At 33.4% G+C, this 14,776-nt stretch carries 14 protein-coding genes; 7 read left to right on the forward strand and 7 right to left on the reverse strand.

Annotated elements, in window-relative coordinates:
* The first annotated feature begins 388 nt into the window (after nucleotides 1-388).
* Both C8P67_RS16865 and C8P67_RS16870 read left to right on the forward strand, forming a co-directional pair.
* Nucleotides 389-1,243 carry a DUF3943 domain-containing protein gene (locus C8P67_RS16865; RefSeq protein ID WP_211319923.1) on the forward strand — a complete coding sequence of 285 codons (855 nt, stop codon included), beginning with the start codon at nucleotides 389-391 and terminating at the stop codon, nucleotides 1,241-1,243.
* A gap of 989 nt (nucleotides 1,244-2,232) precedes the next feature.
* Complete coding sequence (locus C8P67_RS16870; protein WP_115814355.1) at nucleotides 2,233-3,072, forward strand: hypothetical protein; 840 nt, start codon at nucleotides 2,233-2,235, stop codon at nucleotides 3,070-3,072.
* Nucleotides 3,073-3,117: 45 nt separating this feature from the next.
* On the opposite strand, the gene C8P67_RS16875 is transcribed toward C8P67_RS16870, so the two are convergent.
* The 3 genes from C8P67_RS16875 to menD all read right to left on the reverse strand — a co-directional run bounded on the left by C8P67_RS16875 (nucleotide 3,118) and on the right by menD (nucleotide 6,280).
* Nucleotides 3,118-3,972, reverse strand: a complete 855-nt coding sequence (locus C8P67_RS16875) for a CvfB family protein (RefSeq protein ID WP_115814356.1) — start codon at nucleotides 3,970-3,972, stop codon at nucleotides 3,118-3,120.
* Nucleotides 3,973-4,114: 142 nt separating this feature from the next.
* Nucleotides 4,115-4,456, reverse strand: a complete 342-nt coding sequence (locus C8P67_RS16880; protein WP_115814357.1) for a DUF2853 family protein — start codon at nucleotides 4,454-4,456, stop codon at nucleotides 4,115-4,117.
* A 162-nt stretch (nucleotides 4,457-4,618) separates the two neighbouring features.
* Nucleotides 4,619-6,280 (reverse strand): 2-succinyl-5-enolpyruvyl-6-hydroxy-3-cyclohexene-1-carboxylic-acid synthase, encoded by a 1,662-nt coding sequence (gene menD, locus C8P67_RS16885; RefSeq protein ID WP_115814358.1) that lies wholly within the window; start codon nucleotides 6,278-6,280, stop codon nucleotides 4,619-4,621.
* Nucleotides 6,281-6,418: 138 nt separating this feature from the next.
* Here menD and C8P67_RS16890 point away from each other — a divergent pair, with 138 nt between their 5' ends.
* The 3 genes from C8P67_RS16890 to C8P67_RS16900 all read left to right on the forward strand — a co-directional run bounded on the left by C8P67_RS16890 (nucleotide 6,419) and on the right by C8P67_RS16900 (nucleotide 8,291).
* Nucleotides 6,419-6,919, forward strand: a complete 501-nt coding sequence (locus C8P67_RS16890) for a GNAT family N-acetyltransferase (RefSeq protein WP_115814359.1) — start codon at nucleotides 6,419-6,421, stop codon at nucleotides 6,917-6,919.
* Between the two features lie 129 nt (nucleotides 6,920-7,048).
* The gene (locus C8P67_RS16895; protein WP_115814360.1) at nucleotides 7,049-7,996 is read left to right on the forward strand and encodes a tRNA dihydrouridine synthase; all 948 of its coding nucleotides are present in this window, start codon (nucleotides 7,049-7,051) and stop codon (nucleotides 7,994-7,996) included.
* A gap of 100 nt (nucleotides 7,997-8,096) precedes the next feature.
* A complete protein-coding gene (locus C8P67_RS16900) occupies nucleotides 8,097-8,291 on the forward strand; it encodes a hypothetical protein (RefSeq protein WP_115814361.1) in 195 nt (64 codons plus the stop codon).
* A 67-nt stretch (nucleotides 8,292-8,358) separates the two neighbouring features.
* Here the strand turns inward: C8P67_RS16900 and C8P67_RS16905 are convergent, their stop codons facing one another.
* The 4 genes from C8P67_RS16905 to C8P67_RS22425 all read right to left on the reverse strand — a co-directional run bounded on the left by C8P67_RS16905 (nucleotide 8,359) and on the right by C8P67_RS22425 (nucleotide 13,192).
* The gene (locus C8P67_RS16905; RefSeq protein WP_115814362.1) at nucleotides 8,359-10,575 is read right to left on the reverse strand and encodes a TonB-dependent receptor; all 2,217 of its coding nucleotides are present in this window, start codon (nucleotides 10,573-10,575) and stop codon (nucleotides 8,359-8,361) included.
* 9 nt (nucleotides 10,576-10,584) lie between these two features.
* Nucleotides 10,585-11,880: a tetratricopeptide repeat protein gene (locus C8P67_RS16910; RefSeq protein WP_115814363.1), complete on the reverse strand. Its 1,296-nt coding sequence runs from the start codon at nucleotides 11,878-11,880 to the stop codon at nucleotides 10,585-10,587.
* A 72-nt stretch (nucleotides 11,881-11,952) separates the two neighbouring features.
* Nucleotides 11,953-12,510 (reverse strand): DUF4331 family protein, encoded by a 558-nt coding sequence (locus C8P67_RS22420; protein ID WP_115814364.1) that lies wholly within the window; start codon nucleotides 12,508-12,510, stop codon nucleotides 11,953-11,955.
* Between the two features lie 31 nt (nucleotides 12,511-12,541).
* Entirely contained in the window at nucleotides 12,542-13,192 is a 651-nt protein-coding gene (locus C8P67_RS22425) for a DUF4331 family protein (RefSeq protein ID WP_115814365.1), read from the reverse strand.
* 228 nt (nucleotides 13,193-13,420) lie between these two features.
* On the opposite strand from C8P67_RS22425, the gene C8P67_RS16925 reads away from it, so the two are divergent.
* Both C8P67_RS16925 and C8P67_RS16930 read left to right on the forward strand, forming a co-directional pair.
* On the forward strand, nucleotides 13,421-13,951 hold the full coding sequence (locus tag C8P67_RS16925; RefSeq protein ID WP_115814366.1) for an RNA polymerase sigma factor: 531 nt from the start codon (nucleotides 13,421-13,423) through the stop codon (nucleotides 13,949-13,951).
* Nucleotides 13,951-14,739: an anti-sigma factor gene (locus tag C8P67_RS16930; protein WP_115814367.1), complete on the forward strand. Its 789-nt coding sequence runs from the start codon at nucleotides 13,951-13,953 to the stop codon at nucleotides 14,737-14,739. The genes C8P67_RS16925 and C8P67_RS16930 overlap by 1 nt, the downstream gene beginning before the upstream one ends.
* The last annotated feature ends 37 nt before the right edge of the window (nucleotides 14,740-14,776 follow it).

Consider the following 14,776-nt stretch of genomic DNA (forward strand, 5'->3'; position numbering starts at 1 on the left):
TAAAACTTATAAAAAACTATAAATGTCACTTATTTTTAAGCAGTTATGAATACAAACGCCTTTTTATATCAAAGATTCCTAAAATAACAAAATCGATTGTGCAAATTCATAACTTATAATAGAAAGCATAAAACAAACAATTATCAAGCATAAATATTTAAAAAAAATCAATAATTAAGTAAAAAAAGCTTTGGGAGTCTGTTCAAAAAACCGCTTCATTTATTGCTGTCAAGCATAAAATTACGCTTGATATATGATTTAAGATTATGCTGTCAAAATTCCTATGTTTCTTAATTAAATAATTTATATTTGCGCCGTCTTAAAACTATCCTATTTGTATGCAGAATGGTTAGATTGACTAACAAAACATTTAATTTTTGAACCCCCAATGAAACTATTTAAACACGTTTTATACGCCTTCATAATTTTACTTTCTCAAAATACAGTTTTTGCTCAACTAGTAGAAGACACTCCAACAAATCAGAATCAGCTTCCTCCATTTCTAACTACAAATTCAATTGCCTATTCTGACTCTCAAATAGAAAAAGCATACAATTATAAAATGCTTACTCTGGGAGATACCACGCTAATGCTGAAAAATGGAACTGCATATCCTCCAGCCAAAAGAGATTATAGAAGATTAGGATATGCCAGTGCCATGTATGCAGGAACCGCCACACTTGCTTTTGGATTACTTTGGGTTATGCCCGAAAGTGTCAGCAATTGGGACAAAGAAGAAATCAAAGAAAAAGGGGTTTTATGGAAATGGAAGGAAAATGTTAAAGCTGGTCCCGTTTGGGATGAGGATGACTGGGTTCTAAACTGGATTACACACCCATATTCTGGAGGAGTGTATTATATGACCGCAAGAAGCAGCGGTTTTACTATTTTTGAATCCTTTTTATATTCAGCATTTATGTCTACTTGTTTCTGGGAATATGGAATTGAAGCTTTTGCAGAAATTCCGTCCAAACAAGATCTTATCATCACACCAGTGTTAGGATCTGTTGTTGGGGAAGGTTTTTTCTATGCTAAAAAAAACATTTTAAGACATGACCGCCGGGTTTTAAAATCCAGATTCTTAGGATATACTTCTTTATTGCTTATGGATCCATTCAATACGCTGCTGGACAGTTTCGGTTATAAAGAAAAAATTAAAACACAAATGAATGTTGCTCCGGTAGGTTTTGACCAAGGAACAAACAGAACCATTTGGGGAGTAAACTTAAATATGCAATTTTAATAAAACGGAATTTTTAAGACACTGAAAATCATTTTATTAAATCGTTTCTTTCATATGAATTTAAAAGCAGAATAAAGCACTAAAATTTTAAAATAAATGCAGATTTTAACATTTGTAATAAAAAATAATTACTACATTTATCTACTGCTAATCAATACTTTATAATGAAAACCAAGTTGATTATTAATTCAGATTAGCACTGATTGTTCACTAATTTATTAACCTTTAAAAATGATTTTTTTTGAGTGAATTTAAAATTATTGTCGCTTTAGTTTTTATGGTTTTAAATTATATAATTTTATCAAAAACCATTTTAAATCATAAGCCGATAAATAAAGTATTTGTTAAAAATTACAATTGATAAAAAGTAACACCTAGGGGTTAAGTAAAAGATTTACAATCCAATAATTTTGCGGTATAACAAGAAATTGTATAAAGAATGTAAACTTTCAATGTATAGATAAACCAATGGTCGTAATGTGAAATTTATACCTTGACAATTATAACGATACTTTGATTTATAGACAATCCATTTAATAAAGTGATTTACGAGCTGTAAATACTGGTATACATATACCTATAGTATTAAATGTGGTTAAACATACTTTTGAAAATGTACAAAAGAGTTTTATTTTTATTTAAGTCTATACGGCATAAATAAAAATAAGAAGAGAAAGACTAGTTAAAATTAACTAGTCTTTCTTTTTTTATTCAAGAACCGCAAAAATCATCTCTGGAAATTACAAATCGTTTTTTTTGAAGAGTCGCTTACTTTGACTACTTTTTTATCAATGAAATTGATAATTTTGATATTCTGCCTCATCTGCTTATTTTTGAAATAGTTGAAAAAATATCTATCCAAATTCAATAAGTAAATAATACTTACAAAAGCTTGTTTTTTTTATTACAACTTTTAGTATAATTTAATTATATTTACTTATCAGTACAAGTTGCTTATCCTTTGGTTATTAACTTACTAGACAAAAACAATGGTCATTTGGGAAAAATATACATCGGTTATTAAGACTACTATCTTTAATTCTTTAAATCAAAACAAAGATTTTAAATATTGGCGGGATGATATGTTCTCTAATATTATCATTTACATCATGCCGCTAAGTTTAATTGCCCTAATACCGTCTGTTATATGGGCAATCGATTCTGGTCACTACGTAATGACAATTATTGACCTGCTTTGTGTTTCTAATATTGCTGTAGTTGGATTCAAAAAAGGGATTCAGATAAAACACCGAAAACTGCTATTTATAGCCAACACCTACATTCTTAGCTTTTTTCTGCTATACTATGTGGGTATCAACAGTACACTTTATTTACTTGCTTCCTGCTTTCTGTCGGTTTTTATATATTCTTTTAAAAACAAATATATACCAGCACTATTAAATCTTTTTATTTCTATTACATATATTATCTTATACTCTTATAATTTCATAACAATTCCGGACAAAGACTCTAATATAAATGTACTATTTGCCGTTTTTTCAAACTTGATTTTCCTTAGTTTTTTAGTATGTATATTAATACCTAAACTGTTCACTGGTCTGGATGACAGTCTTAGAGAAAGTATTGTTTATACTCAAAAAATAGAAAACCAAAACAATTTATTACAAGAAATAACCTGGATACAGTCGCATGTAGTCAGAGCACCGCTATCACGCTTACTGGCTATTGCCGAACTTTTAAAAAACACTCCTATAACCGAAGATGAAAAAATATTTTTTTTAGATAATATAATTATTTCCGGCGAAGAATTGGATACCGTCATAAAGAGCATAATCCTAAAATCTGAAAGTGTAAATAAAAACAAATGACTTTTTTTCAAAAAAAAAGCTAATCGCAGTGATTAGCTTTTTTGTTTACTCAGAAACCAAGTAAATTCCATCTTCTTTGATCTCAATTAGCTTTTCTTTATATAAAGCGCCAATTGCCTTTTTAAAGGTTTTTTTACTCATTTTTAGCACTGTTTTAATATCCTCTGGATGTGAATTATCAGTTAACCGCAGGAAACCTCTGCTTGCCCTTAATTCATCCATGATTTTTTCAGCATTCGGTTCTATGCTTTGATACCCTTGAATTTGTAGTGCTACATCAATCTTATTATCAGGTCTGATAGTTTTTATGTAGCCGCGCATACGATCTCCGGTACGTATAGCATCATCATACACTTCATCTTTATAAAGCAGTCCTTTGTGTTTTTCATTGATGATAACATTGATGCCCAATTCTGTAATGTGCGATACAATTAAATCAACCTCTTCACCTTTTTCAACAGTGAGGTGATCGTTCTTTAAAAATTGGTTTAATTTACTGGAGGCTACTAAACGATTGGTTTTTTCATCTAAAAATAAATAAACTAAATAACGCTTGCCTTTCTCCATAGGCCGCGCCTGCTCCTTGAATGGCACCAGAATATCCTTCTCCATTCCCCAATCCATAAATGCTCCAATTTGGTTAATGTAATTTACTCGTAAAAGAGCAAACTCATTCAGAAAAATATAAGGTTCTAAAGTTGTCGCAACTGGGCGCTGTTCGTGATCCAAGTACGCAAAAACAATAAGCTCCTCACCTATTTCAAATTCATTTGGCACATATTTATTAGGCAGCAGTATATCATGTATTCCTTCTGGGTCTTTTTCTGGATTTCCCAAAAATAGACCAACTTTGGTATCACGTAATATAGTAAGTGTATTGTATTTTCCTATTTCAATCATTATCTTAAAATTCTTTGCCGTCTTTTTTAACGGACTATTTTATAAAGCGCAAAGATACGAAGTTTGAAAACGTGATTTATAAAACATTTTTAATAAAAAAAGCGTCTTATTATAGACGCTTTTGCAAATAATACACTTGAATTTAATTGTAAGCACTTTCTCTTTGAAAATGCAGCGTTAGTAAATAGTAAACAACTGCACGGTACTTATTTTTATTTGATTTTCCATATTGTTCTAATACAGTATCAATTCCTGCTTTAAGAGCTGGTCCATCGGGCAAACCTAATTTTTTTATTAAAAAATTTTTCTTTACTGTTACTATTTCTGATTGCAGCGTGCCTGCTATTATCGACGAATCAGGATTATAAATAGACGGGCCACAGCCTATCGTCACTTTTGTTAATAGTTCCATGTCTGGATTAATTCCACATTTTTCTTTTAAGTCAGTGGCATATTTTACAATTAATACATCTTTTGCACTCATAATAATAAAATTAAGTTGGTTAGAATATATAACTATCTCAAATTTAATAATTTATTTATTTATGTGTGCGATTTTTATTCATTATTTTTTCATAAAATGATTTTAAACGTTTTTTTATATCGAGAATTGTTCTTACACAATATTTAAGCCTTATTACTACAATTACATTAACTCCTTAAAATACTGCAATAAAATATTATTATTTTCTAATGTTGGAGTAAAAAATTCCAGCAGGCTTGGTCTGTCATTTTGAGCATACAGGGAATCCAATCCATTTATCATACTCTCTTCATCATTTGCCGTAAAATAATTCAGACCAAACATTTTTGCCAAATGTTCAGCCGTCAGATGATGGAATGTTTCAAAAAAAGTATTAAAAACAGGAGTTTCTGAGTGACCAGGCAAAATTCTAAAAATCCCTCCTCCTCCATTATTAATCAGGATGATTTTAAAGTCTTTGGGGATATAATTATTCCAAAGCGCATTACTGTCATATAAAAACCCAATATCGCCAGTGATAAAAACGGTTGGTTTACCATTTGCAACCGCAGCTCCAATTGCTGTCGAAGTGCTTCCGTCAATCCCGCTGGTTCCTCTGTTGCAGAATACTTCAATCGATGAATCTATCGGAATTAACTGCGCATAACGTATAGCTGAACTGTTACTTATCTGCAGCTGACTGTTTTTAGGAAGACTCTCAATTACTTTCTCAAAAACCTTGAAATCTGTAAAAGGAATTTTGGACAAATAACTGTCATGTTTTTCTTTACGGAATTTTCTAAGAGTATCAAATCGGGAAAAATAATCACTCTCCACTTTTGATGTCAATGGCAAAAAAGCATTAAAAAAAGTATTAGGATCCAATTCGAAATGCTTTGTCAGACAGCCAAAAGTATCATACGCTCTTAATGTGTCAATGTGCCAATGGTGTTTTGGCTGGTATTTTCTCAAGAAAGCTTTAATACGTTTGGAAACAACCATTCCGCCAAAAGTGATCAAAATTTCTGGACGAAATGCCTCAAAATCTTCAGCTGTAAAAGGTGTAATGATTGTATCGATACTGGTAATGAAGCTTTCGTGATGCACATTCGAAGTATTCTCCGTCATAACCGCCACTGATTCCTTTTGAGCCAAAGCTTCAATAGTTGCTTCCGAAATTGAATTAGGTTCGTTAACACCTATCAAAACTAATTTTCGGGAAGTTTTGTTCCAAATATCAGCATACTTTTTTAAATCTTCCAAATCAACAGTCTGCGGTTCATTTGCGGAAGCGAAAACTTTACTATTGACACTTAAATCTGAAACAGTTTCATATAAAGGTTCTTCAAATGGAGCATTGATGTGTACCGGTCCTTTTTTGTCGATCGCAGTATTAATCGCTTCATTTATTTTTATGTCGTTTTCTTCTGAAGCGTCTTCGAGTAAATTAGCATTGTACAGCGAATGATTCTCAAAAACATTCTGCTGACGAATGGTCTGTCCGTCACCAATATCAATCTTGCTTTGCGGTCTGTCTGCCGAAATAACAATAAGCGGAATCTCGCTGTAGAACGCTTCCGCAAAAGCTGGATAATAGTTCAGTAATGCCGAACCCGACGTACAAACCACCACTGTAGGTTTACGGGTCTGCTGGGCAATTCCCAAAGCAAAAAAGGCGGCGGCACGCTCATCGGCGATGCTGTAACACTGAAAAGCGGGATTACTGGCAAAACCTATCGTGAGAGGTGCATTTCTAGAACCGGGAGATATGATAATGTTGGTGATTTCTTTGGCTAAAAATATTTGAAGAATGCTTTGTGCTAATGGTATTTTGGGATAAATCATTTAAAAGGTTTAAAAGTTTAATGTTTAAAAGTTTAAAGAAAACTTCTAAAATTGTTTTGCAAAGTTACAAAGTTGCTGAAGCTTTTCTGCTGATTTTGGTCATAGTTTTCATAATTTTGAACGACAAATAAAACTTCCATGAAAATTACCATCAGACCTTATCAAACTGAGGATACGCAAGCGATATTAGACATTATCAATTATAACATTCTGCATTCGACTGCCATATATGATTATAACATTCGAAGTTATGAACTGCAGAAATCTTTTTTGGACGATAAAATCAAGAAGAACTTCCCCGTAATTGTTGCCGAAACAGACGGTAAAGTCGCTGGTTTTGGAATGTATGGTGAATTCCGATTTCGGGAAGCGTATAAATATACCGTTGAACATTCTGTTTATGTGGACAATGATTTTCACGGAAAAGGAATTGGCAAATTATTATTGCAGGAACTTATCGAATTGGCAAAAAAACAAAACCTGCACACAATGATTGCCGTAATCGACGAAGAAAACCAAAGCAGTATCGATTTTCATGAGAAATTTGGATTCAAAACCGTTGGAGTAATTAAAGATTCTGCTTATAAATTTGACCGCTGGTTACATTCGGTTTTTATGCAGTTGATATTGGAGTCTTAAAGTCAAAAGTCTTAAAGTCGAAAGTTGCAAAGTCTTCTTATTGCGACATTAGCTTTGACTTTATGACTTTCAACTTTGGACTTTATGACATGCAACTTTATAGTATCTTTGCAACTTTTATAAAACACTATGAGTTTCACACTGCTTTCTTCACCCCTGCAGGGATTTACCGATTTTCGTTTTAGAAATGCTCAAAATAAATATTTCGGAGGAATAGACACTTTCTATTCTCCTTACATCCGATTGAACGGAAAACTGGTTATTAAATCATCTTATGAACGTGATCTGCTACTTGAAAACAATAACACTTTAGAAGTAATTCCGCAGGTTATTACCAATGATGCCGAGGAGTTTTTATTTGTTTCCAAATATGTTAGAGAATTGGGATACAAAGAATTGAACTGGAATCTGGGCTGTCCTTATCCAATGGTAACCAAATCTGGAATGGGTTCTGGATTGATTAAAAATACTGAACAAATCAATAACATTCTGGATAGAGCACATTCCGAAACAGATATTATCGTTTCTATGAAAATGCGTCTGGGATACGATACTACCGAAGAAATTCTAGATGTTTTACCAATTTTGGATAGGTATCCAATAAAAAATATTGCTATTCACGCCCGTATAGGCAAGCAGTTGTACAAGGGCGGTGTTCATTTAGATGCATTTCAGCAATGCATTGACAACACTAAACACAAACTGTATTATAACGGCGATATCACTTCGGTGGCTAAATTTCATGAAATGCAGGAGCGTTTTCCTTCGATAGACCACTGGATGATTGGCCGAGGATTAATTGCTGATCCGTTTTTGCCTAGCATGATAAAAAATAATACTACTGAATACCCTAAGAATAAAATGGAATTATTCAGTGCCTTTCACGATACTTTATATGAAGGTTATAGCGAATCTTTATCGGGGCAAACTCATATTTTGTTGAAAATGCACCATCTGTGGGAGTACTTTTCGGTTATCTTTTCGAATCCTCATAAAGTCCACAAAAACATCAAAAAAGCAAAAAGCATTCGAAATTACGAAGCTACAGTTAAGGAAATTATTGCCAAGGAAAAGTAACCGCACCAATCCTTAAATCTTATAAGTTTCTGCAATAAATATGTAACGCCTTTGAGTGACTATGCTAATAAATTTGCATATAATCTTAAACAAAATCGTCATGAACCTAAAAAGATTTTTCGGAGGATTGCTTACTATTCTTGGTATAGCAGGGCTTATTTACACAGCAGTAATATTTGCAGATACATCAGGCGGAACAAGAGATGTTAAATCATTAATTATTTACGGAATCTTAGGAATTGTATTTTTTACTTCGGGAATAAGTTTGGTGCGAACAACCAAGGACGAATCGTAAAAAAATAAAAAAGGAGTCTGTCGCTAGCAACAACAGACTCCACAACAAACAAATTAAATTCTGAGATTTAAAAGTTATAGGTAATCATTCCTTTGAGGTAAAAAGGGGTTCCTGGCGTAAAATGAATTTCTTCGACAGGTGCAGGTTCATTCTGTAATCGTGATTCGGTGGCAAACTGGGTTTCATTCCATTTGGTATTGAATAAATTTTGAATCGAAATACCAAATATTATCTTTTTATTGTAGGTATAATTTAGATTGCAATCAGCAACAAAATAGCCTTTTGCAACTATCGAATTGTCTTCGTTTGCAGGTCTGTCATCCATATAACGATAACGGATTCCACCCGAAAAGTTTTTCCAATTCTGTAAACTGATTCCGCCTGTAGTTGTAAATGCTGGTGCCAGCGGAATATAATTCTCTCCTTTTGGGGCGTCAATGCTTCTGGCGTGAGTATAATTTCCATCAAAATCAAAAAACAAAAAGTCATTCAATTGGTAACGCAAACCTAAATCCAGCCCCATTCTTTTGGTTTTCCCGCTAGTCTCAACAATTCCGGCATCGCCAACATACACAAACTCTTGCTGTAAATACAAATACCATAAAGCCGAATTAACGATCAATTTTGGAAAAGGCTTCCAAATCGTACCAACATCAGTGCCTATAGCAGTTGGCAAAATTTCCTCTCCGCTATTCGCAACCACAACTCTGGTATCATTGGAGTGAAATCCCATCCCTGATTTTACAAAAAACTGTAAATCGTTATTTTCAGAATAAATGAAATTTAACTTGGGAGAAATTTTTACCTTATCCTGAGTTTGTGGTTCATAATTAACCTGTAGTTTGTCCAAATAATTGAATTTAAAATAATCCAATCGAACCGCAGGATTTATAATCAGCTTGCCCAAAGTAATTTCGGTATTCAAATAAGTAAACATATTCGATTGATCGATATCGCCTAATTTTATTTGTTCCAAAGTGGTATTTCGGTTTACTGTGTGTGATAATTCGGTATCTTTTGTCTGATCGTTGCGGACACCAACACCAACTTGGTATAAAACTTCGGTTTCACCATAAAGATGCTTGTTATTCAATTCAGCATTTATCCCATAAATATTCCTGTCTTCTTTTTGACGAATTTGGTCGCCATTTATTGGATCTTCCAAGAAAAATGTAAAATTCGAGTACAGTTCAAATTGATAATTGCTGTAAAAAGTATTCGCTTTCAAGAAAGTATTTGCATCTATTGATTTATTTATCGCGACATTAAAATTAGTTCGGGAAGTATTTCCTCCTTCGGTATCATCAACCGAGCCAAATCTAGAAATTGTCCCTTCATCAACCAATCGCTGTGGAATTTGTCCGGAAGCATCCCATTTGCTTGAAAAGCGCGAACCTAAAATAGAAACAGTACTATTATCATCCAAAACAGCAGAATATTTACCTAAAATATTAATTCGGTTAAAATTTTGAGGCGAATCAAACGGACCGTCAGTCATAATATATTCGGTTGCCAAATAAGCACTCTGCATTTTTTGCTTACCCAATAAATCAAATAAACCGATGGTTCTAAAAGTATTGAACTGACCAATTTCAACACCAATACTACTGTTTTCCAGTTTATCCTTGGTTTTAAAATCAACATAACCCGCCGTGTTAAAATCACCCTTAGTGGCATAATACGTTCCCTTTCCGAAATCTATTTTGTCGACAGTTTCCGGAATTACAAAATGCAAATCCGAATAGCCTTGCCCGTGCGCATGAGAAACCATATTTACTGGTATTCCATCAACCGAAAGTGCTACATCAGTTCCATGATCCACATCAAATCCTCTCAAAAACATCTGCTCCGCTTTGCCTCCGCCCGCATGCTGACCTATAAACAAACCAGGAACTTTACGCAATATTTCCTGTGTGGAATTGACAGGCGAAGTTTCCAAATCAATCTTGGTAATCACATTCATAGCCGACAATTTTGGCTGGATGATAACTTCTGATAATTGAAAACTATCCGCTTCAAGAGTAATCAAAACCGTATCATTGGTTATTGTATAAGTTGTCTTTTTATAACCCAAAGCACTGATTTTCAAAATATTTTCGGCAGTTGTTTTTTCGATGCTAAAGACACCCAACTCATTAGTATGCGCATGACTTTCAGAGGTGGTATTTAGTACATACGCATTTTCTATTGGGTGCCCGAAAGCATCAATAATTTTTCCATTTACAGTTTGGGCGTGAGAATACAAGCCAATAAAAGCGATTAGAATCAACAGCGTTTTTTTCATAGGGGAATTTTATAATTGAATAATTTTAGTTTCAAAATTCGGACCTAATTCGTAAGTACTCTTTAGAAGTTCTTTCTTAATAGACGGAATTTTTTCGCTAAAATTATTCGATTTATAAATAGCTGCTAAGTGGTATTGCACTCTGGGCTCAAAGGATTTCCCAGCCACATGGCTTTGAGCAATTTCCAGCGCTTTTTTAACATTTCCAACATTATAATACGACCATGCTAATAAATCATACGAATCTGGTGTTGGTCTGTGATCCACTTCTATTTTAGCAATTTCTAATGCTTTTGGAGCTGTTTCTTTTTTATCTGCGAATAATAAAACATTGTATTTGTTGTACATAGCACCGTAATTATTAGTTTTCAGCATTGCAAAATACGCAGCTGTATTTATATTTTCTTCGGCAGAATTCCCTTCATACTGCGCAATCTGGGCTTTCAGCAGATAAAAATCGGGCGTGTTATGTGTTTTGGAAATTGTTTCAATTATTCTTTTTGCTTCGGCAGTATTTCTTTCGTGCGAAAAAACAATCCATGCAATTCCTTTTAACGCATAGAAATAATTTGGATCTAATTTCAATGTCTGTAAATAACTATTATAAGAGTCTTGAATACGCCCTGCGTGACCATAAAAATCGCCCAAATTAGAGTAAGACCAAATTCGCAGTGTTTTATTGTCTTCTTTTTCGGCAATCGTTCTGGCTTTCTCCATAAATTGTATGGCTGTTGGTAAATCGCCTTTGTGATCGTTCCATTTAGCAATCCGAATTAAATAATCATAATCATTAAAGTCTTTGATCGCTTCAAGATTTTTGACTGCTTCATCGTAATTTCCCAGCTCCATATGCACATCAAAAAGTAATTTTTGAGTTTCTTTTTTTCCTTCACCAATTGCAAAAGCCTTATTAGCCAAAACTAAAGCTTCTTTAAAACGATGCTGTGAAATATAATTTCTGGCCAAAGAACGCAAAGTTCCTACTCTGCCGTAATTATTGGCTTTATTGGCTTCTTCTAGAAGCGCTTCTGTTTTATACAAATTTTCAATGGCTCCAGTATATTCAAAAATTGTAGCATAATTGGTTGCTAATTGTCCCAAATAAGTACTTTGATTTGGAGCTCTATCTAATTTATCTTCCCAAAAAACAATTTCTTTGTGAGCTAAATCAAGTGATTTATTATCTATTAAATTCAAATATTGATCATAATCGTCAGCATTTGTAATTTGATCACTTGGTTTATTACTACAGCTTGCTAGCGCTATAACAAGTAACAATACCAAAATGTTTTTGACTGTTTTCATAATAACTTATTTGTTTGTTGTTGAAAATAAAAACAGAACAAGCAGTAGGAACCTGTTCTGTTTTTAATAAAATTACCAAGCTGTTGCTAAATATGGAAAATTGGTTCCAAATGCTATATCATTAGCATCAACGTGATCTGAAGTCAATTGAGGATTTGAAGTTCCGGCTGAACCGCCAAAAATCAATAACAATTCAACATCAATTACATCATCAGCCAAAGCTCTTCCTGTTAGAACATTTGTCCCATCAAAAAAAGTGGTCTTTTTAGTCGTAGATACATTCAGTACATCTGTAGCCAAAAGTCCTGTAAACGCAGCAGCTGATTGTCCCAAAGCATTCATATCATAAGCTGGATTCAAAGCCATCAGTCTCGATTGAAAAATCGATTGATATTTGCTCCCCATAGCGGATGGAATAGCGGCATTAAAATCATCTTTTGGCTGTCCAGATGCAATAAAAACAGTGTTTATTGCTGGCCTGGCCATTTGATCCTGCTGTACATATGTTCCGGAAAAATCCATCATTTCGTTTCCTGTATTAGTATTATTGTCATCGTTATTATCACAATTTGCAGAAACCAATGCTACTGCAAGTGCGATTGTCATCATTTTTAATTTATTCGTTTTCATACTATTATCTTTTAGTTTTTAATACTATTTCTTATTGTTTTTTCTTAGTTTCAGCCCAAACGTTCAAAGTTCCTGAACCTCCCAGCATTGCTTTTGGCACTTCAACAACAACCGACAAAACATTTGTACCTGCAAAAGTGTCTATGCCCGGATTATTGAATCCAGTTGCAGTTCCTCCTAAAATTTTCTGGAATTGACCTAAATCAAAGAAAAATGGATCGTCTCTTGGTCCTGCAAAAAACTTCATTCCGTTTTTAGAAGCTGTTACCGGATTCATTTTATAAGTAGAAATTGCAACGTCTCCAGAAGCTTTACTTACATCTATTGAACTGCTTTTCCCTGTCATCGAAGGTTTATAAGGTCCGAAGAAATACATTTTATCACCTCTTTTTATAGCCTGAATTACTAGATCTTCAACATTATCGCCTGTATTGTCAATATTGACTTCGATCATCACATTTTCATTAAATACGGCTTCAGCTGTTTTGTTAGGAGATAACAATCCTTGGGTATTAACAGCAAAAACTAAATTATTGGTATCCTGCCCCTGAAAAGTGAACATGTCTGTAATGTCTGCCGCATTACCGGTCACTGAAGGCGCATCAATGTGATCCGCCGCAATTAGAACTAATCCTGACACAGCCAAGAATGAAAGTCCTAATACTAATTTTGATTTTTTCATTTTATTATAATTTAAAAGGTTATAAAAGCATTTACGCAATTGGCTTGCTTTTGGTTTTAAAAAATCAAAAAAAAAGTTAAAATAAATTTCAACCGATTGATTATCATCGTTTTAAAATTTTAAAAAATATTAAATTTTAAAATCAGATTTATTTATTTTCGATAATTATTAAAAATGTCAGGAATTGAAATGATTTGTATATGTTTGTAATTCACAAATCCATACACCATGACGCAAGAAGAATTATTAGTTTTAATTTACAGTAAGGATGAAAAAGCTTTTACGCATTTATACGATATGTATTCTAAAAGTTTGTTTGCAGTCATCAATACTTTAGTCAAAAATCGAGAAGAAGCCGAAGATGTTTTACAGGAAGTTTTTGTTAAAATCTGGAAGAATATCGATTCATATCACGAAAGCAAAGGGCGTTTTTACACTTGGATAATTAATATTGCACGCAATACATCTATAGATAAACTTCGTTCCAAAAATTTTAATAACAGTCAAAAAAACCTTTCTTCGGATAATTTCGTAAATCTATTAGACGACAGCAATAAACTGTCTCATAAGATTGACGCTATCGGAATTCAGGAATTTGTAAAAAAACTTAAACCCAAGTGTATACAGATTATCGATCTGTTATTTTTTAAAGGATATACACAGCAAGAAGCTTCGGAAGAATTAGAAATTCCTTTGGGAACTGTTAAAACACAAAACAGAAATTGCATTAACGATTTACGACTTTATTTAAAATTATAATGGATACAAAAAAATATATAGACTCCGGAATTTTAGAGCTTTATGTTTATGGTTTGCTTAGCGAAACAGAAAATATAGAGATTGCTGCTTTGGCAAAAGAGTACAGTGAAATAAACGATGAAATTATTTCAATCGAGAAAGCTATTGTGGCCTTATCTTCGACTTTTTCTCCATTTCATTCGGTTGCTAATTATGAAAAAATTAAAGCCAAATTAGAACTGAAACATGGGAAAATAGTCGAAATGACTCCGCCAAAATCAAAATATACTTATATCGGCTGGGCTGCCGCTGTAGTTTTATTATTAGGCATTGGCTATCAATATCAGCAGCTCAATGAGACCAACAATCAAGTAGTTGAAATAAATTCTGAAAAAGAAAATCTGATTAAAACAGTAGATTCATTAGGTATAAAAAACAAAACTATCGAAACGAGTCTGGCTGTCATTCGTGATCCAAAAAATACTGTAGTAAGCTTGGGCGGGCAGACTGTCTCCCCTGCTTCATTCGCAAAAATATACTGGAATAAAGAAACCAAAGCTGTATATGTAGATGCATCGGGTCTGCCGAAACCACCAAAAGGAAAGGTTTACCAAGTATGGGCTTTGAAATTAGCACCAGTTTTAACACCTACAAGCATTGGATTACTGGCAAATTTCGATGCTAACGACCAAAAAATATTCGAAGTCAGCGATACTGGTTTTGCCGAAGCTTTTGGAATAACATTAGAACCAGAAGGCGGAAGTCCTTCACCAACAATGGAGCAGTTATATACTTTAGGAAAAGTTTAAAAGAAGAATATTTTTTTCTAACACAAATAAAAAAGGT

Origin of the sequence: Flavobacterium aquicola (assembly GCF_003385115.1) — a bacterium.
In the GTDB taxonomy this organism is placed as follows: Bacteria; Bacteroidota; Bacteroidia; order Flavobacteriales; family Flavobacteriaceae; genus Flavobacterium; species Flavobacterium aquicola.

Bases quoted from the DNA above. Each gene is read 5' to 3' on its own strand.
- C8P67_RS16865 (WP_211319923.1), top strand. From the start codon at position 389: ATGAAACTATTTAAACACGTTTTATACGCCTTCATAATTTTACTTTCT.
- C8P67_RS16870 (WP_115814355.1), top strand. From the start codon at position 2,233: ATGGTCATTTGGGAAAAATATACATCGGTTATTAAGACTACTATCTTT.
- C8P67_RS16875 (WP_115814356.1), bottom strand. From the start codon at position 3,972: ATGATTGAAATAGGAAAATACAATACACTTACTATATTACGTGATACC.
- C8P67_RS16880 (WP_115814357.1), bottom strand. From the start codon at position 4,456: ATGAGTGCAAAAGATGTATTAATTGTAAAATATGCCACTGACTTAAAA.
- menD (WP_115814358.1), bottom strand. From the start codon at position 6,280: ATGATTTATCCCAAAATACCATTAGCACAAAGCATTCTTCAAATATTT.
- C8P67_RS16890 (WP_115814359.1), top strand. From the start codon at position 6,419: ATGAAAATTACCATCAGACCTTATCAAACTGAGGATACGCAAGCGATA.
- C8P67_RS16895 (WP_115814360.1), top strand. From the start codon at position 7,049: ATGAGTTTCACACTGCTTTCTTCACCCCTGCAGGGATTTACCGATTTT.
- C8P67_RS16900 (WP_115814361.1), top strand. From the start codon at position 8,097: ATGAACCTAAAAAGATTTTTCGGAGGATTGCTTACTATTCTTGGTATA.
- C8P67_RS16905 (WP_115814362.1), bottom strand. From the start codon at position 10,575: ATGAAAAAAACGCTGTTGATTCTAATCGCTTTTATTGGCTTGTATTCT.
- C8P67_RS16910 (WP_115814363.1), bottom strand. From the start codon at position 11,880: ATGAAAACAGTCAAAAACATTTTGGTATTGTTACTTGTTATAGCGCTA.
- C8P67_RS22420 (WP_115814364.1), bottom strand. From the start codon at position 12,510: ATGAAAACGAATAAATTAAAAATGATGACAATCGCACTTGCAGTAGCA.
- C8P67_RS22425 (WP_115814365.1), bottom strand. From the start codon at position 13,192: ATGAAAAAATCAAAATTAGTATTAGGACTTTCATTCTTGGCTGTGTCA.
- C8P67_RS16925 (WP_115814366.1), top strand. From the start codon at position 13,421: ATGACGCAAGAAGAATTATTAGTTTTAATTTACAGTAAGGATGAAAAA.
- C8P67_RS16930 (WP_115814367.1), top strand. From the start codon at position 13,951: ATGGATACAAAAAAATATATAGACTCCGGAATTTTAGAGCTTTATGTT.